Source organism: Mesorhizobium sp. P2_A8, assembly GCF_056404935.1.
On sequence record NZ_JBFUDB010000001.1, the window covers coordinates 692,036 to 715,956 of the forward strand.

At 64.1% G+C, this 23,921-nt stretch carries 29 protein-coding genes; 23 read left to right on the plus strand and 6 right to left on the minus strand.

The features are described from left to right. Positions 1-3: 3 nt before the first annotated feature. Both AC1D10_RS03365 and AC1D10_RS03370 read right to left on the minus strand, forming a co-directional pair. A complete protein-coding gene (locus tag AC1D10_RS03365) occupies positions 4-1,074 on the minus strand; it encodes a TraB/GumN family protein (RefSeq protein ID WP_477268901.1) in 1,071 nt (356 codons plus the stop codon). A 61-nt stretch (positions 1,075-1,135) separates the two neighbouring features. After that, positions 1,136-2,074, minus strand: coding sequence for a tyrosine recombinase XerC (locus AC1D10_RS03370; RefSeq protein WP_477269824.1), 939 nt, complete (start codon positions 2,072-2,074; stop codon positions 1,136-1,138). 167 nt (positions 2,075-2,241) lie between these two features. Here AC1D10_RS03370 and rimM point away from each other — a divergent pair, with 167 nt between their 5' ends. Then, positions 2,242-2,841 (plus strand): ribosome maturation factor RimM, encoded by a 600-nt coding sequence (rimM, locus tag AC1D10_RS03375; RefSeq protein ID WP_379094551.1) that lies wholly within the window; start codon positions 2,242-2,244, stop codon positions 2,839-2,841. Further along, positions 2,838-3,536: a tRNA (guanosine(37)-N1)-methyltransferase TrmD gene (trmD, locus tag AC1D10_RS03380; protein ID WP_477268902.1), complete on the plus strand. Its 699-nt coding sequence runs from the start codon at positions 2,838-2,840 to the stop codon at positions 3,534-3,536. The genes rimM and trmD overlap by 4 nt, the downstream gene beginning before the upstream one ends. Here trmD and AC1D10_RS03385 read toward each other — a convergent pair. Further along, complete coding sequence (locus AC1D10_RS03385) at positions 3,518-4,270, minus strand: sulfite exporter TauE/SafE family protein (protein WP_477268903.1); 753 nt, start codon at positions 4,268-4,270, stop codon at positions 3,518-3,520. The genes trmD and AC1D10_RS03385 overlap by 19 nt on opposite strands. A gap of 314 nt (positions 4,271-4,584) precedes the next feature. Here AC1D10_RS03385 and rplS point away from each other — a divergent pair, with 314 nt between their 5' ends. From rplS to AC1D10_RS03430, 9 genes are all read left to right on the plus strand, one after another. Further along, positions 4,585-5,124 carry a 50S ribosomal protein L19 gene (gene rplS / locus AC1D10_RS03390; protein ID WP_477268904.1) on the plus strand — a complete coding sequence of 180 codons (540 nt, stop codon included), beginning with the start codon at positions 4,585-4,587 and terminating at the stop codon, positions 5,122-5,124. Between the two features lie 140 nt (positions 5,125-5,264). Beyond that, positions 5,265-5,699: an organic hydroperoxide resistance protein gene (locus tag AC1D10_RS03395; protein ID WP_477268905.1), complete on the plus strand. Its 435-nt coding sequence runs from the start codon at positions 5,265-5,267 to the stop codon at positions 5,697-5,699. Beyond that, entirely contained in the window at positions 5,696-6,196 is a 501-nt protein-coding gene (locus tag AC1D10_RS03400; RefSeq protein ID WP_477268906.1) for a MarR family winged helix-turn-helix transcriptional regulator, read from the plus strand. Before AC1D10_RS03395 ends, AC1D10_RS03400 begins: the two co-directional genes overlap by 4 nt. A gap of 177 nt (positions 6,197-6,373) precedes the next feature. Further along, positions 6,374-7,171, plus strand: coding sequence for a transporter substrate-binding domain-containing protein (locus AC1D10_RS03405; RefSeq protein WP_379094564.1), 798 nt, complete (start codon positions 6,374-6,376; stop codon positions 7,169-7,171). An 83-nt stretch (positions 7,172-7,254) separates the two neighbouring features. Continuing rightward, positions 7,255-8,064 (plus strand): amino acid ABC transporter permease, encoded by an 810-nt coding sequence (locus AC1D10_RS03410; protein WP_477268907.1) that lies wholly within the window; start codon positions 7,255-7,257, stop codon positions 8,062-8,064. 56 nt (positions 8,065-8,120) lie between these two features. Beyond that, positions 8,121-8,756: a class I SAM-dependent DNA methyltransferase gene (locus AC1D10_RS03415; protein ID WP_477268908.1), complete on the plus strand. Its 636-nt coding sequence runs from the start codon at positions 8,121-8,123 to the stop codon at positions 8,754-8,756. Positions 8,757-9,044: 288 nt separating this feature from the next. Continuing rightward, positions 9,045-10,454: a 3-isopropylmalate dehydratase large subunit gene (gene leuC / locus AC1D10_RS03420; protein WP_477268909.1), complete on the plus strand. Its 1,410-nt coding sequence runs from the start codon at positions 9,045-9,047 to the stop codon at positions 10,452-10,454. A 159-nt stretch (positions 10,455-10,613) separates the two neighbouring features. Further along, positions 10,614-11,810, plus strand: a complete 1,197-nt coding sequence (locus AC1D10_RS03425) for a GGDEF domain-containing protein (RefSeq protein ID WP_477268910.1) — start codon at positions 10,614-10,616, stop codon at positions 11,808-11,810. Between the two features lie 76 nt (positions 11,811-11,886). Further along, positions 11,887-13,083, plus strand: a complete 1,197-nt coding sequence (locus AC1D10_RS03430) for a GGDEF domain-containing protein (protein ID WP_477268911.1) — start codon at positions 11,887-11,889, stop codon at positions 13,081-13,083. Between the two features lie 7 nt (positions 13,084-13,090). Here AC1D10_RS03430 and AC1D10_RS03435 read toward each other — a convergent pair whose 3' ends face one another. Beyond that, positions 13,091-13,453, minus strand: coding sequence for a hypothetical protein (locus tag AC1D10_RS03435; RefSeq protein ID WP_477268912.1), 363 nt, complete (start codon positions 13,451-13,453; stop codon positions 13,091-13,093). A 250-nt stretch (positions 13,454-13,703) separates the two neighbouring features. On the opposite strand from AC1D10_RS03435, the gene AC1D10_RS03440 reads away from it, so the two are divergent. From AC1D10_RS03440 to AC1D10_RS03475, 8 genes are all read left to right on the plus strand, one after another. Continuing rightward, on the plus strand, positions 13,704-14,048 hold the full coding sequence (locus tag AC1D10_RS03440; protein ID WP_477268913.1) for a hypothetical protein: 345 nt from the start codon (positions 13,704-13,706) through the stop codon (positions 14,046-14,048). A 245-nt stretch (positions 14,049-14,293) separates the two neighbouring features. Beyond that, on the plus strand, positions 14,294-14,713 hold the full coding sequence (gene sdhC / locus AC1D10_RS03445) for a succinate dehydrogenase, cytochrome b556 subunit (RefSeq protein ID WP_477268914.1): 420 nt from the start codon (positions 14,294-14,296) through the stop codon (positions 14,711-14,713). A 2-nt stretch (positions 14,714-14,715) separates the two neighbouring features. Beyond that, on the plus strand, positions 14,716-15,111 hold the full coding sequence (gene sdhD, locus AC1D10_RS03450; protein ID WP_379023756.1) for a succinate dehydrogenase, hydrophobic membrane anchor protein: 396 nt from the start codon (positions 14,716-14,718) through the stop codon (positions 15,109-15,111). A 1-nt stretch (position 15,112) separates the two neighbouring features. Continuing rightward, complete coding sequence (gene sdhA, locus AC1D10_RS03455; RefSeq protein ID WP_477268915.1) at positions 15,113-16,951, plus strand: succinate dehydrogenase flavoprotein subunit; 1,839 nt, start codon at positions 15,113-15,115, stop codon at positions 16,949-16,951. A 2-nt stretch (positions 16,952-16,953) separates the two neighbouring features. Beyond that, complete coding sequence (locus AC1D10_RS03460; RefSeq protein WP_477268916.1) at positions 16,954-17,391, plus strand: DUF3052 domain-containing protein; 438 nt, start codon at positions 16,954-16,956, stop codon at positions 17,389-17,391. After that, positions 17,391-18,170: a succinate dehydrogenase iron-sulfur subunit gene (locus tag AC1D10_RS03465; RefSeq protein ID WP_111548527.1), complete on the plus strand. Its 780-nt coding sequence runs from the start codon at positions 17,391-17,393 to the stop codon at positions 18,168-18,170. Before AC1D10_RS03460 ends, AC1D10_RS03465 begins: the two co-directional genes overlap by 1 nt. Positions 18,171-18,178: 8 nt before the next feature. Continuing rightward, on the plus strand, positions 18,179-18,991 hold the full coding sequence (locus AC1D10_RS03470) for a nucleotidyltransferase domain-containing protein (protein WP_477268917.1): 813 nt from the start codon (positions 18,179-18,181) through the stop codon (positions 18,989-18,991). Further along, positions 18,988-19,629, plus strand: coding sequence for a YceH family protein (locus AC1D10_RS03475; protein ID WP_477268918.1), 642 nt, complete (start codon positions 18,988-18,990; stop codon positions 19,627-19,629). The genes AC1D10_RS03470 and AC1D10_RS03475 overlap by 4 nt, the downstream gene beginning before the upstream one ends. 140 nt (positions 19,630-19,769) lie before the next feature. Here AC1D10_RS03475 and AC1D10_RS03480 read toward each other — a convergent pair whose 3' ends face one another. Next, the gene (locus AC1D10_RS03480; RefSeq protein WP_477268919.1) at positions 19,770-20,195 is read right to left on the minus strand and encodes an OsmC family protein; all 426 of its coding nucleotides are present in this window, start codon (positions 20,193-20,195) and stop codon (positions 19,770-19,772) included. Between the two features lie 112 nt (positions 20,196-20,307). Between AC1D10_RS03480 and AC1D10_RS03485 the strand changes: the two genes are divergently transcribed. The 3 genes from AC1D10_RS03485 to AC1D10_RS03495 all read left to right on the plus strand — a co-directional run bounded on the left by AC1D10_RS03485 (position 20,308) and on the right by AC1D10_RS03495 (position 21,670). Then, on the plus strand, positions 20,308-20,649 hold the full coding sequence (locus AC1D10_RS03485; protein ID WP_477268920.1) for a hypothetical protein: 342 nt from the start codon (positions 20,308-20,310) through the stop codon (positions 20,647-20,649). Continuing rightward, positions 20,646-21,002: a YciI family protein gene (locus AC1D10_RS03490; RefSeq protein WP_477268921.1), complete on the plus strand. Its 357-nt coding sequence runs from the start codon at positions 20,646-20,648 to the stop codon at positions 21,000-21,002. The genes AC1D10_RS03485 and AC1D10_RS03490 overlap by 4 nt, the downstream gene beginning before the upstream one ends. A gap of 140 nt (positions 21,003-21,142) precedes the next feature. Beyond that, positions 21,143-21,670, plus strand: a complete 528-nt coding sequence (locus AC1D10_RS03495) for a hypothetical protein (RefSeq protein ID WP_379094594.1) — start codon at positions 21,143-21,145, stop codon at positions 21,668-21,670. 9 nt (positions 21,671-21,679) lie between these two features. Here AC1D10_RS03495 and AC1D10_RS03500 read toward each other — a convergent pair whose 3' ends face one another. Beyond that, a complete protein-coding gene (locus AC1D10_RS03500; RefSeq protein ID WP_477268922.1) occupies positions 21,680-22,939 on the minus strand; it encodes a ubiquinone biosynthesis hydroxylase in 1,260 nt (419 codons plus the stop codon). A gap of 99 nt (positions 22,940-23,038) precedes the next feature. Between AC1D10_RS03500 and tesB the strand changes: the two genes are divergently transcribed. Beyond that, positions 23,039-23,911: an acyl-CoA thioesterase II gene (gene tesB, locus AC1D10_RS03505; RefSeq protein ID WP_477268923.1), complete on the plus strand. Its 873-nt coding sequence runs from the start codon at positions 23,039-23,041 to the stop codon at positions 23,909-23,911. The last annotated feature ends 10 nt before the right edge of the window (positions 23,912-23,921 follow it).

Sequence of the window (23,921 nt, forward strand, 5' to 3'; positions counted from 1 at the left end):
AAGCTAAAGGCCCATGGCGGTGACGGTATAACCGGCCTTGCGGAAATCCTCGACCAGGCCTTCGGGGCCGGGAAGGTGGAGGGCGCCGACCGCCATGAACGCATTGCCCCTGGCAAGGATCGGCTCGGCATGCTCGACCATCACCTTGTTGCGGCTGGTGATCATGGTTTCCTCGAACGCCGCATAACCCGCGGGGTCGTCCTGCTGGTCCGGCATGGCCGCACGGAACAGCGGCCAGAACATGCCGGTGTCGCCGCGCTGGTAGAGAACGATCATGGTTTCGTTGATGTCGTTGACCTTGTCGCCCAGCTTCAGCGTGTCGACCAGGCCCTTCATGTGAAAGGCGAGGGGCAGCGAGGCCATGGCGCGCAGCTGGCTGGCAGCCGTTTCCAGGCCTTCCACCGGCTTTCCAGCAGCCTTGGCACCCTCCGCAAGCTTGACGTCGAGCACCGGGGCGCCGCCGGACTGGCGGGCCAGTTCGCAAGCCGGGAGCGCCATCATGGCCGAGAGCATCCACGGCTTCATCTTGGCAACGGTTGCCGGCGGGATGCCGCGCGCGTCAAGTGCGGCATTCATGGCCGCCGCATCGTTCGGCGACAGCAAAGACGACAGCGTCGTAGAGTCGGTGAACATCATCAGGTCCGGCTCCTTGAGCATCGCCGCCATCATCTGCTGCTTGTCGAGCACGTCGGTGGTTTCGATGACGATGGTGGCGGCGGCGTCATAGGCCTTCTGCGCGGCCGGCGGCAGCGTGGTGACGCGCGGGTCGGTCATGTGCATGGTGCCGAACAGGAAGGACGGCTCTTCGCCCGGCTTTTCCAGCTTCCACAGCAGGCCCTTGCCGTTGGGCGTTGCAGCGGCTTCCGCTTCGATCTTCCTATAGATAGCCGGATCGCTCGTCTGCAAGGCGGACAGCATGTCGGCGCCGGTGCAGGTCGGGATTTCGGCATGCGCCCGGCCGGCGGCAAACAGCAAGACGGCGAGGAACGACAGGAAAAACAGGACATTGAGCGCTACAAGCAGCTTCAGCGATATGGAAGCTGCCCGGTCGGCGATGGCGATCACGCGTTTCATGACACCGTTCCTAGACGCAAAAAGCGGCAAAACGGTTAACCGACACTGGAAAATTGAAGCTTCATGCCCTCGGATGCGCCGATTCGTAGATTTCGAGCAGCCTTGCGGTGTCGACGCCGGTGTAGATCTGCGTCGTCGAGAGGCTGGCGTGGCCGAGCAGCTCCTGGATGGTGCGCAGGTCGCCACCGCGGCCGAGCAGATGCGTGGCGAAGGAATGGCGCAGCGCATGCGGCGTCGCGGTATCGGGCAGGTTGAGCGCCGAGCGCAGTTTGGCCATGTCGCGCTGGACGATGGCCGGGTTGAGCGGGCCGCCGCGCGCGCCGCGAAACAACAGGCCCTTCGGGTCGAGGTGATAGGGACACAGCCGGCGGTATTCGGCGATCGCCCGCAGTGCCACCGGCAGCACCGGCACCAGCCGCGTCTTGCCGCCCTTGCCGGTGACGCGCAGCACCGTGTCGGTCGCCAATGCCAGATCGGCACCGGCGAGGCCGAGCGCCTCGGAAATGCGCAGGCCGGAGCCGTAGAGCAGCGTCAGCACGGCGGCATTGCGGGCCGCGATCCACGGCTCTTCCGCCAGTTGGCCTTCGACCGAAACGATATGCTTTGCATCGCTCGCCGTCAGTGGCTTGGGCAGCGATTTGGGCTGGCGCGGAGCGCGCAGCGCGGCAGCACCCGCCGCATTGACGAGGCCGCGCCGTTCGAGGAACCGCAGCAGCGAGCGGATGCCGGCCAGCCCGCGGCCTAGAGTGCGGGCGCCGGCGCCGGCGTTGCGGCGGGCGGCGAGGAAGCCGCGCAGATCGGCCGGGCGCAGAGTGGCGATGTCCGAGATGCCGGGCGAGCCGCCACAATGGCCGGTGAGGAAATGCAGGAACTGGCGCGTGTCGCGCTCATAGGCTTCCACTGTCTCGGGTGACAGGCGACGTTCACGCGCGAGCATCTTCAGCCAGCTTTCACGCGCCGCCTGGAGATCGGGTTTTGCCGGGATGAGGAATTCCTGCATGGCGTGCTTCCAATCTTTCATGCATGTCGTCATCCCAAAAACCGGGAACCACTTCTGGGAGACATGCATTGGCGGCCATTTTCCGGCAACCGGGTTAGGAAGCGGTGAAGAGCGCGTCATTGAAATGACAATCGGGGAGCGTTAGAGCAAAGCCAAAGGATGTCGCCATGAGCAAGCCCCAGAACCCTGTCCAGATGGCCGTGATCGGCGCCGCCCACGGCATCAAGGGCGAATTGCGGGTGAAAACCTTCACCGGTGAGCCGCTGGCGCTGGCCGATTACGGGCCGCTCTACGCCAGGGACGGCCGCGCCTTCCAGATCATCGATATCAGGCCGGCCAACACCGTTGTCGTGGTCCGTTTCAAGGGTGTTGCCGACCGTAACGCCGCCGAGGCGCTCGCCGGCACAGAGCTGTTCGTCGACCGTTCGATGCTGCCTGACGATGGCGAGGAGGACGAATTCTACCATGCCGATCTCGTCGGCCTCGAGGTCCGGGACGAGACCGGTGCTGCCATCGGCAAGGTCGTCGCCGTGCACAATTTCGGTGGTGGCGACATTCTCGATGTGACCTTGGGCGGGCGCAAGGGCGTGCTGATCCCGTTCACGCAGGCCGCCGTGCCTGATGTGTCGATCGCCGAGGGTTTTGTCCGCGTCGACCCGGCGGCGGCCGGACTTGTCGACGACGAGGACGGCGATGGCCCGCGCGAGGAAGACTTCGATCCGAAGGGCAGGCCACGCGGACCAAGCGACGCCGGGGGCAACCGGTGACGTTCGAAGCCTCGGTGCTGACGCTCTATCCCGAGATGTTCCCGGGTGCGCTTGGCCTGTCGCTCGCCGGCCGGGCGCTCGAAGCCGGCACGTGGTCGCTCGAAGCGATCCAGATCCGCGACTTCGCCACCGACCGCCACCGCACCGTCGACGACACGCCAGCCGGCGGCGGCGCCGGCATGGTGATGCGCGCCGATGTTCTGGCGAAAGCCATCGACCACACCTCGCCGGCGGGCGATTTGCGGCCGCGGCTGCTGATGAGCCCGCGCGGCAAACCACTGACCCAGGCCCGGGTGCGCGAACTGGCCGCCGGGCCGGGTGCGGTCATCCTGTGCGGTCGTTTCGAAGGTGTCGACCAGCGGCTGATCGAGGCGCGCGGTCTGGAAGAGGTTTCGGTCGGCGATTTCATTCTCTCGGGCGGCGAGCCGGCGGCACTCGTGCTGCTCGACGCGGTGGTGCGCCTGTTGCCCGGCGTCATGGGCAATGCGGTATCGGGCGAGGAGGAGAGTTTCGAGAACGGCCTGCTCGAACATCCCCACTATACACGGCCGCAGGAGTTCGAGGGGCGCGAGATTCCCGAGGTGTTGATTTCGGGCAATCACAAGAAGATCGCCGCATGGCGGCGCGCTCAATCGGAAGCGCTGACGAAGGAGCGGCGGCCGGATTTGCCCGGCGCTCAGCCTTTGCTGAAATAGTAAAAGGCGAGAAACAGGCCGACCGCGACGACGAAGCCGCGCACCAAATTCTGCGGCACGCGCTTGGCGATCCAGACGCCGGCATAGCCGCCGAGTGCGCCGCCGGGGATCATGATGATGGCCTGCGGCCACGCGACGACGCCGCCCGATACGAAGACGACGATCGCGACCGCTGCGATGACCATGGCCAGCATGTTCTTCAGCGCGTTCAGCCGGTGATAGTCGCCGGCCTGGGTGAGGCCGAGTGTCGCCAACATCATGACGCCCATGCCGGCGCCGAAGAAGCCGCCATAGACGGCGGTGACGAATTGCGCCAGCGAACCGGCCAGTGACCCCACGGCGGCTTCGTGCCCGGGTTTTGGCGCCGGCTTCAGCCACGGCCCGGCGGCGAACAATGCAGTTGCGCCCAACAGCAGCCACGGCACCAGGACACGAAACGACGGATTGTCGAGCGCAAGTAGGATCAGCGCACCGGCCAGCGCGCCGACCGCCGAGATCAGGCACAGCAGCAGCGCACCGCGCCAGAAATGCCTGATGTCGGCCGAGTAGGCGAGCGTGGAGGTGATGTAGCCGGGAAATTGCGTCACCGAGGAGGTGGCATTGGCGACGATCGGTGGCAGGCCAACCAATGTCATGGCGCCGAAGGTGATGAAGGTGCCGCCGCCGGCGACCGCATTGGCGGCGCCGGACAGAAAGCCCGCGAGGAAAAGCAGGATGGCGTCGAAGATGGACATGGAATGCCGCCGCGGAAGACTGTGCTGCGCCCGGCTTAGGAAGCTTGCAGGACGGACGCAACCCGGCACCGGAAGGTTATGATGGTGCCATGGGAGCAAAAAAGACTCGGGGTCAGGCGTGACAAAGCGCTGAAATAGCTGTATGTGCCCGCCCGTACTGGCAAGAAAAACTCTGCCGGACCCGTCAACAATGACGGTGTAGTCGCCCCTGCCCAATGTTTTCGAACAAAGGGCATAGCCGAGCGGTCATTGGAACTGCAAGGCGAGTGTCGGACGCTCTGACTGTCGGAAGAACAAGAAGTGGATTTTTAGAGATGGATATTCTCCGTCAGCTCGAGGCCGAACAGGCCGCCAAGATCGAAGCCAAGCGCAAGCTTCCCGAATTCCAGCCCGGCGACACCGTGCGCGTCCAGGTCCGCGTGACCGAAGGCACCCGCACCCGCGTCCAGGCCTATGAGGGCGTCGTCATCGCCCGCGCCGGTTCCGGCTTCCAGGAAAATTTCACCGTCCGCAAGATCTCCTACGGCGAAGGTGTCGAGCGCGTGTTCCCGGTCTACTCGCCGATGGTCGAAGGCGTCGAGATCGTCCGCCGCGGCAAGGTGCGTCGTGCCAAGCTGTACTATCTGCGCGATCGTCGCGGTAAGTCGGCCCGTATCTCGGAAAACACCGGCGTGCGCGCCCGCAAGCTGAACGATGAGGAGCGCGATGCGCTGAACGCCGAGAAGGCCCGCATCGAGGCCGAGAAGGTGGCAGCCGCCGAGGCTTTGGCCGCCGAGAAGGCCGCCCAGGACGCCGCCGAGAAGAAGGCCGCCGCCGAGGCAGCCAAGGCCGCGGAAGCAGCCACCGCCGAATAAGGTCTTCGACAAGTTTCCAAAAAGGCGGCTTCGGCCGCCTTTTTTCGTTTTGAGGTTTCATGGCCTGGCAGAAAATCCGCGGTTGACTCGATTTACATCGTGTACTAAACAATCGTGCACAAGATAAATGGAGAAACTTGATGACCGCATTGTATTCCACTCAAGCTCGGGCCGTCGGCGGCCGCGCCGGCCATGTCCAGAGCGGCGATGGCCTGCTCAGCCTCGACCTTGCCATGCCGAAGGAACTGGGCGGCAAGGGCGGTGCCACCAATCCCGAGCAGCTTTTTGCGGCTGGTTATGCGGCGTGCTTCGAAAGCGCCATGCGCTTCATCGCCGGCAAGCAGAAACTGCCGCTGCAGGATGCCTCGGTGACGGCTTATGTCAGCCTGCATCCCAATGGCCAGGGCGGTTTCCTGCTCGGCGTTTCGCTCGCGGCCGAGACGAAAGGTCTTGATCAGGCGGCGGCGGAAGCGCTTGTATCGGCAGCGCATCAGGTTTGCCCTTATTCCAATGCGATCAAAGGCAACATCGAAGTGGCGATTTCGGCAAAGGCGCTTCCGGCAAAGGCAGCATGACCACCAGAACGACCGCTTCGCCCCTGGACGTCCCGGCGGATTTCGCCGGGATACCGAAGCTTGAGCAGCATCTCTGTTTCGCGCTCTATTCGGCGAGCGGGCTGATGACACGGCTCTACCGGCCGCTGCTCGAGCCGCTCGGCCTTACCTACCCGCAATATCTGACCATGCTGGCACTGTGGGAGCATGCACCGCGCACCGTCGGCGAGCTCGGTGATGCCCTGGGGCTCGATTCGGCAACGCTGACGCCGCTGCTCAAGCGCCTCGAAGCGAACGGCCTGGTGACGCGCCGGCGCGATGCCGCCGACGAACGCCGGGTGCTGGTCGAACCGACACATCGGGGCCAAGCACTGCGGGAAAGCGCCAAGGCAGTGTCGGCCGCGATGCGGTGCCATTCGGTACTCGATGGCGACGAGCTGAAATCCCTGCATCACAGTTTGACCCGGCTGATCGACGGTCTGCGGGAAGCGGGCGCCAATGCCGCGGACGGTGATTGACAGCGGACCCGCAAGGATCGTCCTGGAATTCCCGGATTGAAGGTACTGTAATCCGCTTTCGCGTGCGCTGACGCAGCGGACCGTCTTGCATGACGCTTGCGGAAAGCTAAAGTCGGCGCCGGATTTTCCTGCAAGCCCGGCCGATGTCCGGGCGCTTTCACTTCCGGGGAGTGTGTCATGACCAAATCGAAACTGCTGCTGGCCGGCCTGCTTGCCCTCATGCTGGCGCCCGTTGCCGCCTTCGCGCAGGCGCTGCCCGATCTCGGCGGCAAGAAGGTGGTGGTGGTGACGGAAAACGCCTATCCGCCGCTGCAGTTCATCGATGCCAAGACGGGAAAACAGATCGGCTGGGAATATGATGCGATGAACGAGATCGCCAAGCGGCTGAACTTCACCGTCGAGTACCAGAACACCTCCTGGGACGCGATGATCCAGGCGGTTTCCGACAACCAGTACAACATCGGCATGACCGGCATCACCATCAAGGACGACCGCAAGCAGAAGGTGGATTTCTCCGACCCCTATATGCGTTCGGAACAGTTCATGCTGGTGCGTGGCGACGAAAGCCGCTTCACCGACGCCAAGACGTTCGGTGCCTTCAAGGACGGGCTGATCGGTGCGCAGGCCGGCACGACGCCGTTCTACACCGCCGTCTACAGCGTGCTCGACGGCAACGAGCAGAACCCGCGCATCAAACTGTTCGAGACCTTCGGCGCGACGGTGCAGGCACTGAAGTCGGGCGACGTCGATGTCGTGTTGACCGACGGCACCGCGGGCAAGGGCTATGTCGACGCTTCCGACGGCAAGCTGAAGCTGATCGGTGGGCCGCTCGGCACCGAGGATTTCGGGTTCATCTTCCCGAAGGGTTCCGATCTGGTGAAGCCGGTCAACGCGGCCATCGCGGCGCTCAAGGCGGATGGGACGTTCGACACGCTCAACAAGAAGTGGTTCCTTGATTACAAGATGGGGCAGTAGTTCGTCTTGGCGCGGGTGTGGGGTGATGCTAGCGCGCTGAAACCTGCACGACCGTCGAGGGATGCCGCGGTGCAATCCTTCTGATGCAGGCCCCTGCCACCCCCAGATCCGACTTCCCATGGTGGCTTGTCGTGGCCGTGGCCATCGCGATCGCGGTGGCCATCTTCGTCGCGACCAGTAACCTCTACGCCCAGGTTTTCGCCACCGTCGCCAAGGGCATCGGCATCACCATCTTCGTCACCGTGGTCGCCTTCGTGCTGGCGTCCGCCATCGGACTGGGCATTTCGCTGATGGGGCTGTCGGGCTCGCGCTTGCTGCGCCAGGTCGCCCGCTTCTATGTCGAGATCATTCGCGGCGTGCCGATCCTGGTGCTGTTGTTCTGGATCGCATTCGTCGGCGCGCCGGCCTTCGTCGCGGGCTGGAACGCGCTGACAGCGCCGCTGCAGAATGCCGGCCTCGTGGGCGAATTGCTGGTGCGCGACGTGTCGCTGTTGTGGCGCGCCATCATGGCGCTGACCATCGGCTACTCTGCCTTCATCTCGGAGGTTTTTCGCGCCGGCATCCAGGCCGTGGAGAAAGGCCAGATCGAGGCGGCGAAGGCGCTGGGGCTGACGCGGGCGCAACGCTTCCGGCTGATCGTGTTCCCACAGGCCATCCGCACCATCCTGCCGCCGCTCGGCAATGATTTCGTCGCCCTGGTCAAGGATTCCTCGCTGGTCTCGGTGCTCGGCGTCGCCGACATCACGCAGATGGGCAAGGTCTACGCCGCCGGCTCGTTCCGCTTCTTCGAGACCTATTCGATCGTCGCCTATGTCTATCTCATCCTGACCGTCGGCCTGTCGCTCGCCTTGCGGGCGCTGGAACGGCGGCTGCGCCGCCAGCAAGAGGAATAGTTTTCGGGCCAAGACGGCGCTACGATCGTTGTCGGTATTCTCGTTGAGGAGGTCACATGATCGTCGACAAAGCCAATGCGGCGCTGGATTCCGTCTATACGGCCGATACGCCGGAAGCGCTCGCCGAGGCCTATGCCGCATGGGCCGCGACCTATGACAGCGAGACCGCGTCGCTCGGTTATTTGCTGCCTTTCCTGATCAACGCCTGGGTGGCGCGCCACGTGCCGGCGGGCGACGGCCCCTTGCTCGATGCCGGCTGCGGCACCGGCCTGTCGGGCCCTTCGCTGAAGGCGCTTAGTTACTACGATATCGCCGGGCTGGACCTCTCCGACGACATGCTGAAGATCGCCGGCAGCCGCAATGCTTACAGTGAGCTGAAACAGGCGATGCTGGGCGGGCCGCTGCCTTGGCCGGATGGCCATTTCCGCGCCTTCTTCTCGACCGGCGTCTTCACCATCAGCCATGCGCCGGCATCGGGCCTGCACGAACTGGTGCGCATCACCCGGAAGGGTGGCCACGCCATCTTCACCGTTCGCGACCAGGTTTTTGCGAGCGGCGGGTTCCAGGCTGTTTTCGACGAACTCGAGCAGGCGAAAAAATGGCGGCCGGTCGAGCAGAGCCCGTGGTTCCGGTGCTACGCGATCGCCGAGCCCGACGCGCTGGTGAAGACTTTTGTCTTCGAGGTTTTGTGAGCGGCGTCCTTACCTTCTCCCAAGGGGAGAAGGGAAAGCGCGCGTGACACCGCCACATTGCCGAAAACCCAAAACATTGATATGAGCCACGCCATGGAAGAGCTTTTTGGCGATCCGGCTTACAAGGGGTTCGTGCTGCAGGACAGAAAACGCCTGCCGTCGCGTTTCTCCGCGCGCGTGTCCGGCGCACTTACCAGCCGACTTACCTAGGCCGACCTGTCCAGGTCGTTTCGCCGGGCCGGGGGTCTGGCATCTCTTTCCCATTCTCATATCGACGGATTTACGCACATGAGCGCACCGCGCACCCTCTACGACAAGATTTTCGAAGACCACGTCGTCGACCGCCAGGATGACGGCACCTGCCTGCTCTACATCGATCGCCACCTCGTCCATGAAGTGACCAGCCCGCAGGCCTTCGAAGGCCTGCGCCTGAGCGGCCGCAAGGTCCGGCATCCGGAAAAGACGCTGGCCGTGGTCGATCACAATGTCTCGACCTCGCCCGAGCGCAAATTCGGCATCAAGAACGAGGAAAGCCGCATCCAGGTCGAGGCGCTGGCCAAGAACGCCAAGGATTTCGGCGTCGAATATTATTCCGAAAACGATATCCGACAGGGCATCGTCCATATCATCGGTCCGGAGCAGGGCTTTACCTTGCCCGGCATGACCATCGTCTGCGGTGACAGCCACACCTCGACCCACGGTGCTTTCGGCGCGCTGGCGCACGGCATCGGCACCTCGGAGGTCGAGCATGTGCTGGCGACGCAGACGCTGATCCAGCGCAAGGCCAAGAACATGCTGGTGCGCGTCGACGGCCAGTTGCCTGATGGCGTCACCGCCAAGGACATCATCCTCGCCATCATCGGCGAGATCGGCACCGCCGGCGGCACCGGCTATGTCATCGAATATGCCGGCGAGGCGATCCGTGCGCTGTCGATGGAAGGCCGCATGACGATCTGCAACATGTCGATCGAGGGCGGCGCGCGCGCCGGTCTGATCGCCGCCGACGAGACGACTTTCGCCTATGTCAAGGACAAGCCGCGCGCCCCGAAAGGCGCGGCCTGGGATGCGGCGCTCGAATACTGGAAGACGCTGCAGTCCGACGAGGGCGCGCATTTCGACAAGGTGATCGTGCTCGACGCGGCCAAGCTGCCGCCGATCGTCTCGTGGGGCTCCTCGCCCGAGGATGTCGTGTCGGTGCAAGGTATCGTGCCGAACCCGGACGACATCACCGATGAAAACAAGCGCACCTCCAAGCAGCGCGCGCTCGACTATATGGGGCTGACGCCGGGCACCAAGATCACCGATATATCGCTTGACCGCGTCTTCATCGGCTCCTGCACCAACGGCCGCATCGAGGACCTGCGCGCCGTCGCCAAGGTGGTCGAAGGCAAGACAGTCAGCCCGCATGTCGATGCGATGATCGTGCCGGGCTCCGGCTTGGTCAAGGAACAGGCGGAGGCCGAAGGCCTCGACAAGATCTTCGTCGCCGCCGGTTTTGACTGGCGCGAGCCGGGCTGCTCGATGTGCCTTGCCATGAACGACGACCGGCTGAAGCCGCATGAACGCTGCGCCTCGACCTCGAACCGCAATTTCGAGGGCCGGCAAGGCTTCAAGGGCCGCACCCATCTGGTGTCGCCAGCGATGGCGGCGGCGGCAGCGATCGCCGGCCACTTCGTCGACATCCGCGAGTGGAAATAGCGCACAGCTTCCAGCTGCGAATGCATGCCAGGCCCGGAGCTTTGCGGCTCCGGGGTCTTTTTTCATCCACCCGAACGCATATTCGATTTTGCTTAACCGCTTGTTTGGGCTTGCACCCTAAGGTCTTCCCTGACGTAAGCGAGGGGAAGTCACAGTCCTTTGGACACCGGCCTGTTGATAGCGCTGCTCAATCCGACGATCGCGCTGGCGCTCGGCGCGGCCTTCCTCGTGCTATGGTCCTATCAGCGCCACCGCCCTTACCTCGCCGTGCTGGCGACCAGCTACAGTCTCTCGGCGGCCGGCTTCCTGCTGCAGTATTTCACCTTGCCCATCGGCATGCCGCTGACCAAGGTGACGTCGAACATCTGCTTCGCCGTTGCCGCCTGCTGCCTGTCCAGCGCCGTCATCCACCGCTATGGCCGCAAGGTGCCCTATGTGGGGATCGGCGTGCTGGCCGGCGGTGGCCTCGCGTCATTGTGCTGGTTCCTGTTCGTCGTGCCGGATCTCACCTGGCGCATCCTGGCGATGAATTTCGCTTTCGGCGGGATCAGTCTCCTGGTCGCCGCCGAACTGCGACCGGTGCGCCGCAACGGCCCGACCGAAAACATCCTGTTCGTGCTGTCGCTGCTGTCGGGCCTGAACTTCTTCGTGCGCACCCTTGTCGTCGTCATCGCGCACGGACCCTTCACCAGCTATGACGGGTTCTACGGCTCGTCCTACTGGACGACGGCGCTGCTGTCGCACGCACTGCTGTCGCTGCTCATTGCGCTCTGCCTGTTCTCCGCCGCAGCACTCGACGTGCTGAAAGCGCTGAAGACCGAGACCTACACCGACCCGCTTTCGGGCCTTCTCAATCGCCGTGGTTTCGAGGAGCGAGGCATGCTGCTGCTGCGGCACTGCGCCACCGCGCGCTTCCCGGTCGCGCTGGTGCTGGCCGATCTCGATCATTTCAAGGCGCTCAACGACGTGCACGGGCATGCCGCGGGCGATCGCGTAATCGCCGACTTCGCCAGCAAGCTTCGCTTGGCCGCCGGCGCGCGCGGCGTTGCCGGGCGTATCGGCGGCGAGGAGTTTGCCGTGCTGCTGCCACTCAGCGATCTCGCCGCGGCGCGGCTGTTCGCCGAGGCGGTGCGAACGGTCTATTCGGCCGGCCATGTCGACGGGCTTCCTGCCGGCACAAAGGTGACGGCCAGCTTCGGCGTGGCAGCCCGCAGCGGCGACGAGGCCCTGGAGCCGCTGATGCGGCGTGCCGACGACGCGCTATATAAGGCCAAGAAGAATGGCCGTGACAGCGTGCGCCTGTCCTACGAGCGGCCAGAAACGGTGTTCGTGCCGGAACCGCTCAAGGCGGGCTGATCCTGCCCGGCCGGGCCAGCGTTAACGTCTTCTTCGCCCGTCGATGCTTAGCTGTCGGGGCGGGTGCGGGAAGAACATGAGCGGCGCCAATTTCATCCTGTTGATCAATCTGGCGGTTGCCGGCCTGCTGGCGGCATCCTTCCTGGCGGTCGCGTTGCATGAGACCGGCCGCGCCGCGCCGCGCTGGCTGGCGTTCGGCTATCTCCTGGGCATGGTCTATTTCGCAATCGAATTCAGCATCCCCGCCTTCGACAATGCGCGGCCGGTGGTCGTCGCTGCCTTCGCCGTCTTCCTTGGCGCCACCATCGCCTTCAACGGCGGGCTTGCGCACAAATACGCCGTGGCGCCGCCATGGGCGCCAATGCTGTTCTTCCTGCTCGCCACCGCCGTCGCGGTGTATGTCGTGCAGGACCTGCCGCGCCAGTCGCTGCCCCGCATGATGGCCTATCAGCTTCCCTATGCAGTCATGCAGTTCATCGGTCTCGCGATCGTCTGGTCGTCGAGGCAAAGGCGCGCCCGCCTCGATCGCATTTTGATGGCGGTCCTCGCGGCCAGCGGGCTGCAGTTTGCGTCAAAGCCGTTCATCGCGCATGCGCTCGGCGGCTGGGGCGCCAACCCGCAGGCCTATGTGCAAAGTAGCTACGCGCTGGTGTCGCAGTCGCTCGGCACTGTCTTCGGTCTGGCGCTGGCGCTGCTGATGCTGGCCATCCTGGTTCGCGACGTGCTTGCCGAGGTGACGTCGAGGTCGGAGACGGACACGCTGTCGCGCCTGCTCAACCGTGGCGGCTTCACCCGCCACGCGGAACTGGCGGTGCTTGGCGCGATGCGGCAAGGCGTGCCGGTCGCGCTGGTCATCGCCGACCTTGATCACTTCAAGAGCGTCAACGACAGTTTCGGCCATGCGTCGGGCGACCGGGTGATCGAGACTTTCGCCGGCTTCCTGCGCGAGGCCGCCGCCGGTCACCATGTCGCCGGGCGCATCGGCGGCGAGGAGTTCGCCATCATCCTGCCGGGAACCAACCTTGCCGCCGCCCGGCTGTTCGCCGAGGGCACACGCAGCGCTTTCGGTGCGCTGCCCATCGACGGGCTGCCGGCGGACAATCGTTGCACCGCGAGCTTCGGCGTCGCCGAACTTCATCCGAGCGAGGATTTTGCCGAGCTGATGCGGCGCGCCGACCAGGCACTCTATCAGGCGAAGAATGCCGGGCGCGATTGCGTGCGGGTGTCGGCCGGGCCGGCCGGCGAACGAGTGGCTGCGGCCAGCGCTGGTTAGATCCGCATCAGCGGCAGGGGCTGAGTTCGGGCATCTCGCCGTCGGAAAGGCCGTACATATAGCTGCGACCCTTCACGAACACCGGCGGCCGGTAGCAGTCGCTGGAGCCTGATATCTCGTCCGATTCATTCTCGTAGATCACCTTGGGCTGACCGGCGCTGGTGTAGTCGGACAGTTGCTTGGCCAATTTGCCTTCGCCGACCAGGATGCGCTTGTAGCCGGCGGCGCTGTCGATGACGAGATTGCCGAACGAATCGGCGTAGACACGGTCCTGATGACGTGCGCCGGCGAGGGCTGGCGCTGCCAGGCCAACGACGGAAGCCGCCACCATGAGCGCCGCAAAGCGCATTCTTCCCGGGTTCGAACGCATGGCGTCCTCCTTTGTTTAGAGGAAAGCCTCCTCGAATCAGAAATTAACCTTTTCTTAACCTTTGTTAAGAGGCTTACGCGTTTCGCGGCGAGGTCTCGGTAAACATGGTTAATATCCGACTGGGTGGAAAACCCGGCGGCCATCTTTCGGCCATGCTTGGCCGCACCATTGCGGCCGGCGTTGAGTTCGGCGTCGACCTTGATCTTAGCGATGCATCGCGGCCAGTTTTGCCGCGCGGGAGGGACAGCACATGGCGTTGCGTCGGACGTTTCAGGTGACGCTTGCCCTTTCGCCGCTCATGGTCGCCATGGCCTGCGTGCCGCAGAATAATTCTCCGAAAGCCGCCGTCACCGACGTGTCCGCGCCGCAGCCGCGCACCGCGACCTACACGTGCGCCGATGGCGGCAAGATGACCATCGAGAATCTCGGCACCTCGGTGCGCGTTCTCGGTGCCGACGGAGTCAGCGAAGATCTGCCGGCCTCGCCCGCCAATCAACACAGCCGCTTCGGCCAGGAGCATGACGCGATTGTGATCGATGGCCGCGAGGCGCTGGTCATGAAGGCGGGCTCCACGCCCTTGACCTGCACCCGCTAGCCGAAACGGCGGATGCCATGCGCATGCTGCACTGCAGCGATACCGAGCCGGCTGCAGCCTCCAGCCCCTAATCGATTGAAGCCCAAGCCTGCCTTTAAGTCAGACTAAATTACGTTTTCGAAACGGTTTTCTGGCTTTGACGCGGTGCAAAAAGAGCATTAGAAACCGGCTGTCCGAAGTCGCAACCGAAAGCGGCAATGCCGCATTTCCACCTGAGGCTCCAGGGACGCCGAACTGGGGGAGCCATGAGCAAATCACCAGCCACCCGCGAATTTGCCAGACGTGAACGGCCACTTTCGCCGCACCTGACCGTGTACCGGCCTCCGATCACCATGACGATGTCGATCATTCATCGCATCACCGGTGGCGCGCTTTATTTTGGCACACTGCTGGTCGCTCTGTGGCTGATGGCGGCGGCGAGCTCGCAGGCGACGTTCGACTGGGTCAACTGGGCCTTCGGCAGCTGGCTCGGCCGGCTCATCCTGTTCGGCTACACCTGGGCGCTGATGCACCACATGCTGGGTGGCGTACGTCATCTGGTATGGGATACCGGCGCCGGCCTGGAGAAGCACACGGCCTCGAAGATCGCCTGGGCGACACTGGCCGGCTCGATCCTACTCACGCTGCTGATCTGGATTGCCGGCTACATGGCGCGGGGAGCCTGATCATGAGCACTGGAAAGACCGATATGCGCACGCCGCTGGCGAAAGTCCGCGGCCTCGGTTCGGCCCGCGAGGGCACCGGGCATTTCTGGCGCCAGCGCCTCACCGCGATCGCCAACATCCCGCTGACGCTGTTCTTCGTCGGCTTTCTCATCGCGCTCAACGGCGCCGGCTATGCCGACGTGCGGGCAGCGCTTGCCAATCCGTTCGTGGCGCTGGTGCTGGCCCTGGTGCTCATCTCCGGGCTCATCCATATGCGGCTCGGCATGCAGGTGATCATCGAGGATTACGTGCATGGCGAAGGCATGAAGCTGGCGCTGATCGCGCTCAATACGTTTTTCACCATAGCGGTCGGCGTCGCCTCGATCTTCGCCCTGCTCAAGCTGGCATTCGGAGGCTGAGTTGGCCAAGGACGCAAAAACCGCCAACACCGGTTCCGCCTACACCTATGTCGACCACAAATTCGATGTGGTCGTCGTCGGCGCTGGGGGCGCGGGCCTGCGCGCCACGCTCGGCATGGCCGAACAGGGTCTGCGCACCGCTTGTATCTCCAAAGTGTTCCCGACCCGCTCGCACACGGTGGCGGCGCAGGGCGGCATTGCCGCGTCGCTGTCCAACATGGGCCCCGATTCCTGGCAGTGGCACATGTACGACACGGTCAAGGGTTCGGACTGGCTGGGCGACGTCGACGCCATGGAATATCTGGTGCGCGAAGCGCCGGCGGCGGTCTACGAGCTCGAACATTACGGCGTGCCGTTCTCGCGCACCGAAGAGGGCAAGATCTACCAGCGGCCGTTCGGCGGCCACATGATGAATTACGGCGACGGCCCGCCGGTGCAGCGCACCTGTGCGGCCGCCGACCGCACTGGCCACGCCATCCTGCACACGCTCTACGGCCAGTCGCTGAAGAACAACGCGCAGTTCTTCATCGAGTATTTCGCGCTCGACCTGATCATGGAGCCAGACGGCACCTGCACCGGCGTCGTCGCCTGGAACCTCGACGACGGCACCATCCACCGCTTCTCGGCCAAGATGGTGGTGCTGGCGACCGGCGGCTACGGCCGTGCCTATTTCTCGGCGACCTCGGCGCACACCTGCACCGGCGACGGCGGCGGCATGGCGGCGCGCGCCGGCTTTCCGCTGCAGGACATGGAGTTCGTGCAGTTCCACCCGACCGGCATCTATGGCGCCGGCTGCCTGATCACCGAAGGCGCGCGCGGCGAGGGCGGCTATCTCGTCAATTCCGAGGGCGAGCGCTTCATGGAACGCTACGCGCCGTCGGCCAAGGACCTTGCCTCGCGCGACGTCGTCTCGCGCTGCATGACGTTGGAAATCCGCGAAGGGCGCGGCGTCGGCAAGAAGAAGGACCACATCTTCCTGCACCTCGACCATCTCGATCCGGCGGTGCTGCATGAGCGGCTGCCGGGCATTTCGGAATCGGCGAAGATCTTTGCCGGCGTCGACCTGACCAAGGAGCCGATCCCGGTGCTGCCGACGGTGCACTACAATATGGGCGGCGTGCCAACCAATTACTGGGGCGAGGTGCTCAACCCGACGCCGAGGAGCCCGGACAAGGTGTCGCCCGGCCTGATGGCTGTCGGCGAAGCCGGCTGCGCCTCGGTGCACGGCGCCAACCGGCTGGGTTCGAACTCGCTGATCGATCTGGTCGTGTTCGGCCGCGCGGCGGCGATCCGGGCCGGCCAGGTCATCGACCGCAAGTCGGCAATCCCGGCACCCAATGAAGCCTCTATCGAAAAGATCATGGACCGCTTCGACCGTCTGCGCCACGCCAACGGCTCGACGCCGACGGCGGTGCTGCGCGAGAAGATGCAGAAGGCGATGCAGGAAGACGCGGCGGTGTTCCGCACGCAGGAATCGCTGGAAAACGGCTGCAAGCGCATTTCGCAGATCTGGGGCGAGCTCAAGGACGTCAAAGTGTTCGACCGCTCGATGATCTGGAATTCGGATCTGGTCGAGACGCTGGAGCTGGAAAACCTAATGGCCAATGCCATCACCACGGTCTATGGCGCCGAGGCGCGCAAGGAGAGCCGTGGCGCGCATGCGCGCGAAGATTTTTCAGCCCGCGACGACAAGGTCTGGCGCAAGCACACGCTGGCGCGGCTCAGCGAAGACGGCAAGGTGACGCTCTCGTACCGGCCGGTGCACACCGAGCCGCTTTTGGCGGAAAAGGACGGCGGCATCAGCCTCGCCAAGATAGCACCCAAGGCACGGGTGTACTGACGATGGCGATGTCGGCCTCGGGATATTCCGGCACGCCCCTTCCCGCCAAGCTCGGCCTGAAGGACGGCATGACCGCCGCCTTTGTCGCACTGCCATCGGAACTCGACGACCTGACCGGCGCCGTGGCCTTTGCCGATGTCGACCGGCTGGCCGATTGGTCCAGTATTTCAGGAACGACCCTGAAATACGACGCCGTTCATGCCTTCACCCGGCAGCGCGCCGAGATCGAGGATCGCCTCGGCGATGTCGAGGCTGCGATCAAGCGCGATGGCATGGTCTGGGTGTCCTGGCCGAAGAAGGCATCGAAAGTGCCGACCGACGTCACCGAGGGCGTCGTTCGCGCCGAGGCGCTGAAACTCGACCTGGTCGATGTGAAAGTCGCCGCCGTGAATGAAATCTGGTCCGGGCTGAAGCTCGTCATCCGAAAGGACCGCAGGTAATGGTCGAACTGACGCTCCCCAAGAACTCGCAGATCAAGCAGGGCAAGACCTGGCCGAAGCCGGAAGGCGCCACCAATTTGCGCGAATACCGCATCTATCGCTGGTCGCCGGACGATGACGAGAATCCGCGCATCGACACCTATTTCGTCGACATGGACGATTGCGGGCCGATGGTGCTCGACGCGCTGCTCTGGATCAAGAACAAGATCGACCCGACGCTGACCTTGCGCCGCTCCTGCCGCGAGGGCATTTGCGGCTCCTGCGCCATGAACATCGACGGTTCCAACACGCTCGCTTGCACAAAGGGCTGCGACGACATTTCCGGCGCCGTCAAGGTCTACCCGCTGCCGCATATGCAGGTGGTCAAGGATCTGGTACCCGACCTCACCAATTTCTATGCCCAGCACGCCTCGATCCAACCGTGGCTGAAGACGGTGTCGCCGGAGCCGGCCAAGGAGTGGCTGCAGAGCCATGAGGACCGTGAAAAGCTCGATGGCCTCTACGAGTGCATCCTGTGCGCCTGCTGTTCGACATCGTGCCCGAGCTACTGGTGGAACGGCGACCGCTATCTCGGCCCGGCCACGCTATTGCAGGCCTATCGCTGGCTGATCGATTCGCGCGACGAGGCCAAGGGCGAGCGGCTCGACAATCTCGAAGACCCGTTCCGGCTCTATCGCTGCCACACCATCATGAACTGCGCGCAGACCTGCCCCAAGGGCCTCAACCCGGCCAAGGCGATCGCCGAGATCAAGAAGATGATGGTGGAGCGGCGGGTTTAGGCATCTGGATGGAGCCGCTGCCTGCTGATTTCTCGCCGGACGCCGTCGCGGCGATCCGTGCTCGTCTCGACTTGGTGCGAACACAACGGGTAAGAATCCTGTTCGCCATTGAAAGCGGCAGTCGCGCTTGGGGGTTCCCGTCTCCCGACAGCGACTATGACTGCCGCTTCGTCTATGTCAGGCCTGTGTCCGACCATCTCGTGCTGGAGCAGGCACGCGACGTGATCGAGTTTCCCATCGAAAGTGAAATCGATGCCGGCGGCTGGGATCTGCGCAAGGCCTTGCTGCTCGCGCTCGGCGGCAACGCGGTCATCGTCGAATGGGCAAAGTCGCCAATCGTCTACGAGGAGGTCGCGGGATTTCGCCGGCGCCTTCTCGACCTGCTGGCCGAAATCGTCGATCCGGCAAAGGTGTCACGCCACTATCTCGGCCTCGCGCGTTCGCATGTCACGAAGATCGGCAGCTTTTCTGGCGAGGTGAAGCTGAAGAAGCTGTTTTACCTCATTCGCCCGCTGGTGGCCCTGGACTGGATGGAGCAGCACGGCTTTGCCAGCCTGCCTCCGATGAACCTTGGCGAGTGCCTCGATCAGACCGAAGTGCCCACGCAGGCAAGCGACGAAATCCGCAGCCTGATCGACCGGAAAAGCGATACGCGAGAGATGGGGTCCGGTCTCATCCCGACCGCAATCGCGCGCTATCTCGAGGCACGCTATGGTCATCACGAAATGAACCTTGCTGGCGTGGTCCGTGATGAGGCCCGTCAGGCGCGGAACCGTGCTCTTGCAACCGAGTTTTACCGCCGGGAGGCTGAACTTCAATGAGCGACGACCTTCCCATTCTCTCCCCCATCGAAGCGCGCGTGCTCGGTTGCTTGATCGAGAAAAAGGAGCTGACGCCGGATGTCTATCCGCTGACGCTCAACGGCGCGCATGCCGCCGCCAACCAGAAGACGGCGCGCGAACCGGTGATGGCGGCCGAGCTTGTCGAGGTCAGGCGGGCGCTGAGCCAGCTGGAGCAGAAGGGCCTGGTCCGGCAGGTCTTCGCTTCGCGCGTCGAGCGCTACGAGCACCTGGTGGCGCAGCGTTTCTCGCTGACCTCGGCGCAGATCGCGCTGATCGGTCTGATGCTCCTGCGCGGCGCGCAGACGGCGCATGAATTGCTGGCGCGCGCCGAGCGCATGGCGCGGTTTTCGTCGATCGATGCGCTGCGCACCGACCTCGACCTGCTGATCGGCCGCAGGCCACCGCTGGTCATGCTGATCGAGCGCGGACCCGGCCAGCGCGAGGAGCGTTTTGTGCATCTGCTCAGCGGGACGCCGCAGATCGCGGCCACCGCCGTGCATCACGCCCAATCGGGCGCTTCATCGGCATCCGGCCTCGAAGAGCGCATCAGTGCGCTCGAGGAAGAAGTCGCAAGACTGCGCGCCCGCATCGAGGCGCTGACCGGCGAAGGGAGCTGACAATTATTTGAGACACTGGCGAAGGATCCCGACGCTCGTTCTCCGCCCTTCACAATCTCTGCCTTTCGCCATTGAGGATCGCCACAAATAGAAACGCCGGCCCTGAGGCCGGCGTTTCCTGGTACGAGGTCGTTTTTCGTTCAACCGAGCTTGGCGTCGAGCGACACTTTTATGGCGCCGAGTGCCTTGGAGACCGGGCATTCGGCCTTGGCCTTCTCGGCCAATTCCTTGAATTTCGCCGCATCGATGCCCGGCACCTTACCGACCACCGTGAGGGCGCTGCCGGTGATCCCCGTGCCTGGGACCAGCGTCACCACGGCTTTGGCGTCGAGTTCGGTGGCTGGCGTGCCGTTTTCGGCCAGGAAATGCGAGAACTGCATGGCAAAGCAGCCGGCGTGTGCAGCGGCGATCAGCTCTTCCGGATTGGTGCCGGATTTGCCGCTTTCATCCTCGAAGCGCGCCTTGAACGAATAGGGCGTGCCCTTCAGGATCCCGCTTTGGCTGTCGAGCGTGCCTTTGCCCTCTTTCAGATTGCCTTTCCAGACGGCGTTTGCGGTGCGGTCCATGAATTCCTCCTTGGTTGTCGTGGCTGGGTGCCGAGGCTTGGTCGGGGCTTGGCCCGGCGTCCGGTCAACTATAGCGCGCGCGGACGCGAAGGCCACTGCGCTCTTTGTGCCATTGCACGCTGTCGACAGCGATGGCTTCGATTTCTTTGAAAAAAATGCGCGTGCAAAAATGTCGACTTCGATCCGCCTCGCCCGTCCTGCGGGCGGCCACGCAAGTGATGGCCGGATGGAGGATCATATGGATATGTTGTTTTGTGCGCACTGGAAGAAAGACGGCCGCAGATCGGGCGGGCACGAGGCCGACTGGATGCACCAGCCAGCGCCCGCGTTTGGCCGGTTTCTGGCGGCGGTTGCCATCATCGGGGTTGCGGTGTGCATTCTCGACCATGCGGCGGCAGGCAAGAGCCGGGCCGACGTGCCTGTCGCCTCGTCACAGCATGGGAGCTGGAAATGAAATATGTTTGCCTGGTCTATGGTGAGGAAAAGGATCTTCACGCGCTGACCCCGGCAGGGTCGGCCAAGCTCGACGCCGATTCGCTGGCCTATGACCGATTGCTGGAACAAAAAGGCCTGCTGATCGTCGCCCAGGCGTTGCAGTCGGTGACGTCAGCCAAAACCGTGCGCCGGCGCAAGGGCAAGCGGCTGGTCACCGACGGTCCCTTCGCCGAAACCAAGGAACAATTGCTTGGTTTCGTCATGATCGAGGCGGGAAATCTCGAAGAGGCGCTGGACATTGCCGCCGGCATTCCGCTGGCCGAATTCGGCACCATCGAGGTTCGGGCGATCTACGAGATACCGGGGTCATAAAGTCCCGCCACGCATTGCAGCGACCTGGAACCCGGGCGTGCGGTTGAGCGAACGTCCTGGTTCATTCCGTGCGCAACTTTTGCGTGTTGAAGCAAGGCAAGAGTTCTCCTATCGTCGCCGGGATCTTGGGGGATGTCGGCATGCCGTTCTTGATTGCTATCCTTGGCGCGTTGGGTGCGGCGGCGTTCTGGTGGTACCGGATGAAGGCGATGAATGAGGCCGCGCGCGACGTTGCCGATGTCATCGGCCGGGTTCAGGGCTCCGTGCGCCGCAAGAAGCTGCGCAAGCAGGCGGCCTTGTCGCCGCTGACGGCAATTGACGATCCGGTGGTGGCCGCGGCGACGCTGATCACCGCCATCGTGTCCGAGGATGGGCCCGTGCTGCCGCAGCGCGAAGCAGTCATTCGCGCCGTGATTTCAGAAATCGCCGACAAGAAGAAGACCGACGAGGCGGTGATCTACGCCAAATGGGCCGCGTCACAGATCGACGACACCACTGTTGTCATCGACAAGCTAGCGCCGTTCCTGCGTGATCGGCTCGATGTGGCCGAGCGAAACGATCTGCTGCAGATGGTCAACCGCGCCGCACAAGGCGGCGAGAAACGCCTCGAAATTTCCGACCAGCGCATATTGCGGCTGCGGCAGAAGCTAGGCTTCGAAGTGAACTAGCGACAGGGTTTAGATCGCCTCGCCTTTCAACAGTCTTGGCGTGCTGGCGGAAAGCCCGGACGCCTGGCGAATAAAAAACTCCTTCAGGCGCGGCATGCGCTCGACGAGACCGAGACCGATGTCACGGACGGTGCGCAGCGGACCGATGTCGTTGGAGAACAGCCGGTTCAGGACGTCGGTGGTGACGCCCATCTGCACGGTGTCGAAGCGCCGCCACTGCTGGTAGCGTTCGAGCACGTCGAGCCCACCGATGTCCTGGCCGAGGCGGTCGGCCTCGACGATCACTTCGGCCAAAGCGGCGACATCTTTGAAGCCGAGATTGAGGCCCTGGCCGGCGATCGGGTGGATGCCGTGGGCGGCATCGCCGGCGAGCGCGATGCGCGGCGCGACGAAGGCGCGCGCGATGGTCAGGCCGAGCGGCCAGGCGCGCGGCTTGTCGGCGACGCGGATTTCGCCAAGCTTGAGGCTGAAGCGCTGTTCGAGTTCGTGTTCGAAGACGAGATCGTCACCGGCAACCAGCTTCTCGGCATCGGGCGTGCGCTCGACCCAGACGATCGACGAGCGGTTGGTGCCGTCCTCGCCGGGTTTCAGCGGCAGCGTGGCGAACGGGCCGGCGGGGAGGAAATGCTCCTCGGCGCGGCCATTGTGCGGGCGTTCATGCGCCACGGTGCAGACGATGCCGGACTGGCCATATTCCCACTTCACCGTCTTGATGCCGGCCATGTCGCGCAGCTTCGAGTTGACGCCGTCGGCGGCAACCAGCAGCCGGGCCTTCAGCGTCGCACCGTCGGCAAGATGCACTGTGATGCCGGCGCCATTGGTCTCGAAACCCTGCACGGCGACGCCTTCGATAATGTCGATGCCGAGCTTTTCGGCGCTGGCCCGCAAGGCGCCGTTCAGCGCCCGGTTGGCGACCATATGCGCAAAGGGCTCGCCCGGCGCGACCTCGCCGTCGAAGGTCAGGAAGACCGGACGCACCGGGTCGGAGGTCCGCGAATCGGTGATGATCATCTCGGTGATCGCCTGTGCCTGCGGCGCGATCTCGGCCCACACGCCGAGCTGGTCGAGCATGCGGCAGGCGGCGGCTGCAATGGCCGATGCGCGGCCATCCCTTTGCCAGACGCCAGCGGGCGCGGCATCGACGAGAGCCACGGCGAGGCCCGGACGCGCCTGCTTCAGCGAGACGGCCGCGGCAAGGCCGACATAGCCGGCGCCGGCGACCAGAACATCGAGCCCGGACCTGGTTTTCGCGTCCGCCTTGCGTTCCATCTTCTTCGCTCCTTGCGCTCAGACCAGGTGGTGCGCCCTTGACTGCCTGTCCGTCCTGTCGGAAACCGCCATAACACTTCTGCGGCGAGGGCGCGAAATATGACGGCAGCCATGGACGAGCTTCTCGGCATTCTCGACCTCGAGAAGCTGGAACACAATCTGTATCGTGGTCGCAGCCCGTTGCTCGACTGGCAGCGCGTCTTCGGCGGCCAGACCATCGCCCAGGCGCTGGTGGCGGCACAGCGAACCGTCGACCCCGATCGCCACGTGCATTCGCTGCACGGCTATTTCATGCGCCCCGGCGACACCAAGGTGCCGATCGTCTACGAGGTCGACCGCATCCGCGACGGCGGCTCCTTCACCACGCGCCGCGTGGTGGCGATCCAGCACGGCCAGGCGATCTTTTCGCTGGAGGCTTCGTTCCAGCAGGACGAGGTCGGTCTCGAACATCAGGTGCCAATGCCGCAGGACGTACCGGCGCCGGACACATTGCTGTCGCAGCGCGAATTGCTGGGCAAGTTCGGCGAAGCGGTGCCCGAAGGCATCAAGCGCTACTGGGAGCGCGACCGGCCGATCGAGATGAAGCCGGTGATGCTGAAGCACTACACCAGCCGCGAAAAGCTGGAGCCGAAGCAGAACATCTGGATCCGCACGACCGGTCCGGTGCCGGCGGATCGTGCCACCCAGGCGGCGGTGCTCGCCTATCTTTCCGACATGACGCTGCTCGATACTTCGACCTTCGCGCATGGCCGCGCCATTTTCGATCGCGATATCCAGGCGGCGAGCCTCGATCACGCCATGTGGTTCCATCGCAGCCATCCGCTCGACGACTGGATGCTCTACACGCAAGACAGCCCGTCGACACAAGGGTCGCGCGGCTTTACGCGCGGCTCGCTGTTTGCCCGCGACGGCACGCTGATCGCCTCGGTTGCGCAGGAAGGGCTGATCCGGCTCAAGCGATCGCCTGCATAGTAGGCAATTT

What these genes read in the sequence shown, in the direction of transcription:
- AC1D10_RS03440 (WP_477268913.1), top strand. Translation starts at nt 13,704, where the DNA reads ATGGCGTTGCGTCGGACGTTTCAGGTGACGCTTGCCCTTTCGCCGCTC.
- AC1D10_RS03395 (WP_477268905.1), top strand. Translation starts at nt 5,265, where the DNA reads ATGACCGCATTGTATTCCACTCAAGCTCGGGCCGTCGGCGGCCGCGCC.
- AC1D10_RS03430 (WP_477268911.1), top strand. Translation starts at nt 11,887, where the DNA reads ATGAGCGGCGCCAATTTCATCCTGTTGATCAATCTGGCGGTTGCCGGC.
- AC1D10_RS03365 (WP_477268901.1), bottom strand. Translation starts at nt 1,074, where the DNA reads ATGAAACGCGTGATCGCCATCGCCGACCGGGCAGCTTCCATATCGCTG.
- AC1D10_RS03415 (WP_477268908.1), top strand. Translation starts at nt 8,121, where the DNA reads ATGATCGTCGACAAAGCCAATGCGGCGCTGGATTCCGTCTATACGGCC.
- tesB (WP_477268923.1), top strand. Translation starts at nt 23,039, where the DNA reads ATGACGGCAGCCATGGACGAGCTTCTCGGCATTCTCGACCTCGAGAAG.
- rplS (WP_477268904.1), top strand. Translation starts at nt 4,585, where the DNA reads ATGGATATTCTCCGTCAGCTCGAGGCCGAACAGGCCGCCAAGATCGAA.
- AC1D10_RS03410 (WP_477268907.1), top strand. Translation starts at nt 7,255, where the DNA reads ATGCAGGCCCCTGCCACCCCCAGATCCGACTTCCCATGGTGGCTTGTC.
- AC1D10_RS03435 (WP_477268912.1), bottom strand. Translation starts at nt 13,453, where the DNA reads ATGCGTTCGAACCCGGGAAGAATGCGCTTTGCGGCGCTCATGGTGGCG.
- rimM (WP_379094551.1), top strand. Translation starts at nt 2,242, where the DNA reads ATGAGCAAGCCCCAGAACCCTGTCCAGATGGCCGTGATCGGCGCCGCC.
- AC1D10_RS03470 (WP_477268917.1), top strand. Translation starts at nt 18,179, where the DNA reads ATGGAGCCGCTGCCTGCTGATTTCTCGCCGGACGCCGTCGCGGCGATC.
- AC1D10_RS03385 (WP_477268903.1), bottom strand. Translation starts at nt 4,270, where the DNA reads ATGTCCATCTTCGACGCCATCCTGCTTTTCCTCGCGGGCTTTCTGTCC.
- leuC (WP_477268909.1), top strand. Translation starts at nt 9,045, where the DNA reads ATGAGCGCACCGCGCACCCTCTACGACAAGATTTTCGAAGACCACGTC.
- AC1D10_RS03500 (WP_477268922.1), bottom strand. Translation starts at nt 22,939, where the DNA reads ATGGAACGCAAGGCGGACGCGAAAACCAGGTCCGGGCTCGATGTTCTG.
- AC1D10_RS03490 (WP_477268921.1), top strand. Translation starts at nt 20,646, where the DNA reads ATGAAATATGTTTGCCTGGTCTATGGTGAGGAAAAGGATCTTCACGCG.
- sdhD (WP_379023756.1), top strand. Translation starts at nt 14,716, where the DNA reads ATGAGCACTGGAAAGACCGATATGCGCACGCCGCTGGCGAAAGTCCGC.
- AC1D10_RS03480 (WP_477268919.1), bottom strand. Translation starts at nt 20,195, where the DNA reads ATGGACCGCACCGCAAACGCCGTCTGGAAAGGCAATCTGAAAGAGGGC.
- AC1D10_RS03475 (WP_477268918.1), top strand. Translation starts at nt 18,988, where the DNA reads ATGAGCGACGACCTTCCCATTCTCTCCCCCATCGAAGCGCGCGTGCTC.
- AC1D10_RS03460 (WP_477268916.1), top strand. Translation starts at nt 16,954, where the DNA reads ATGGCGATGTCGGCCTCGGGATATTCCGGCACGCCCCTTCCCGCCAAG.
- AC1D10_RS03370 (WP_477269824.1), bottom strand. Translation starts at nt 2,074, where the DNA reads ATGCAGGAATTCCTCATCCCGGCAAAACCCGATCTCCAGGCGGCGCGT.
- AC1D10_RS03400 (WP_477268906.1), top strand. Translation starts at nt 5,696, where the DNA reads ATGACCACCAGAACGACCGCTTCGCCCCTGGACGTCCCGGCGGATTTC.
- sdhC (WP_477268914.1), top strand. Translation starts at nt 14,294, where the DNA reads ATGAGCAAATCACCAGCCACCCGCGAATTTGCCAGACGTGAACGGCCA.
- AC1D10_RS03495 (WP_379094594.1), top strand. Translation starts at nt 21,143, where the DNA reads ATGCCGTTCTTGATTGCTATCCTTGGCGCGTTGGGTGCGGCGGCGTTC.
- AC1D10_RS03405 (WP_379094564.1), top strand. Translation starts at nt 6,374, where the DNA reads ATGACCAAATCGAAACTGCTGCTGGCCGGCCTGCTTGCCCTCATGCTG.
- AC1D10_RS03465 (WP_111548527.1), top strand. Translation starts at nt 17,391, where the DNA reads ATGGTCGAACTGACGCTCCCCAAGAACTCGCAGATCAAGCAGGGCAAG.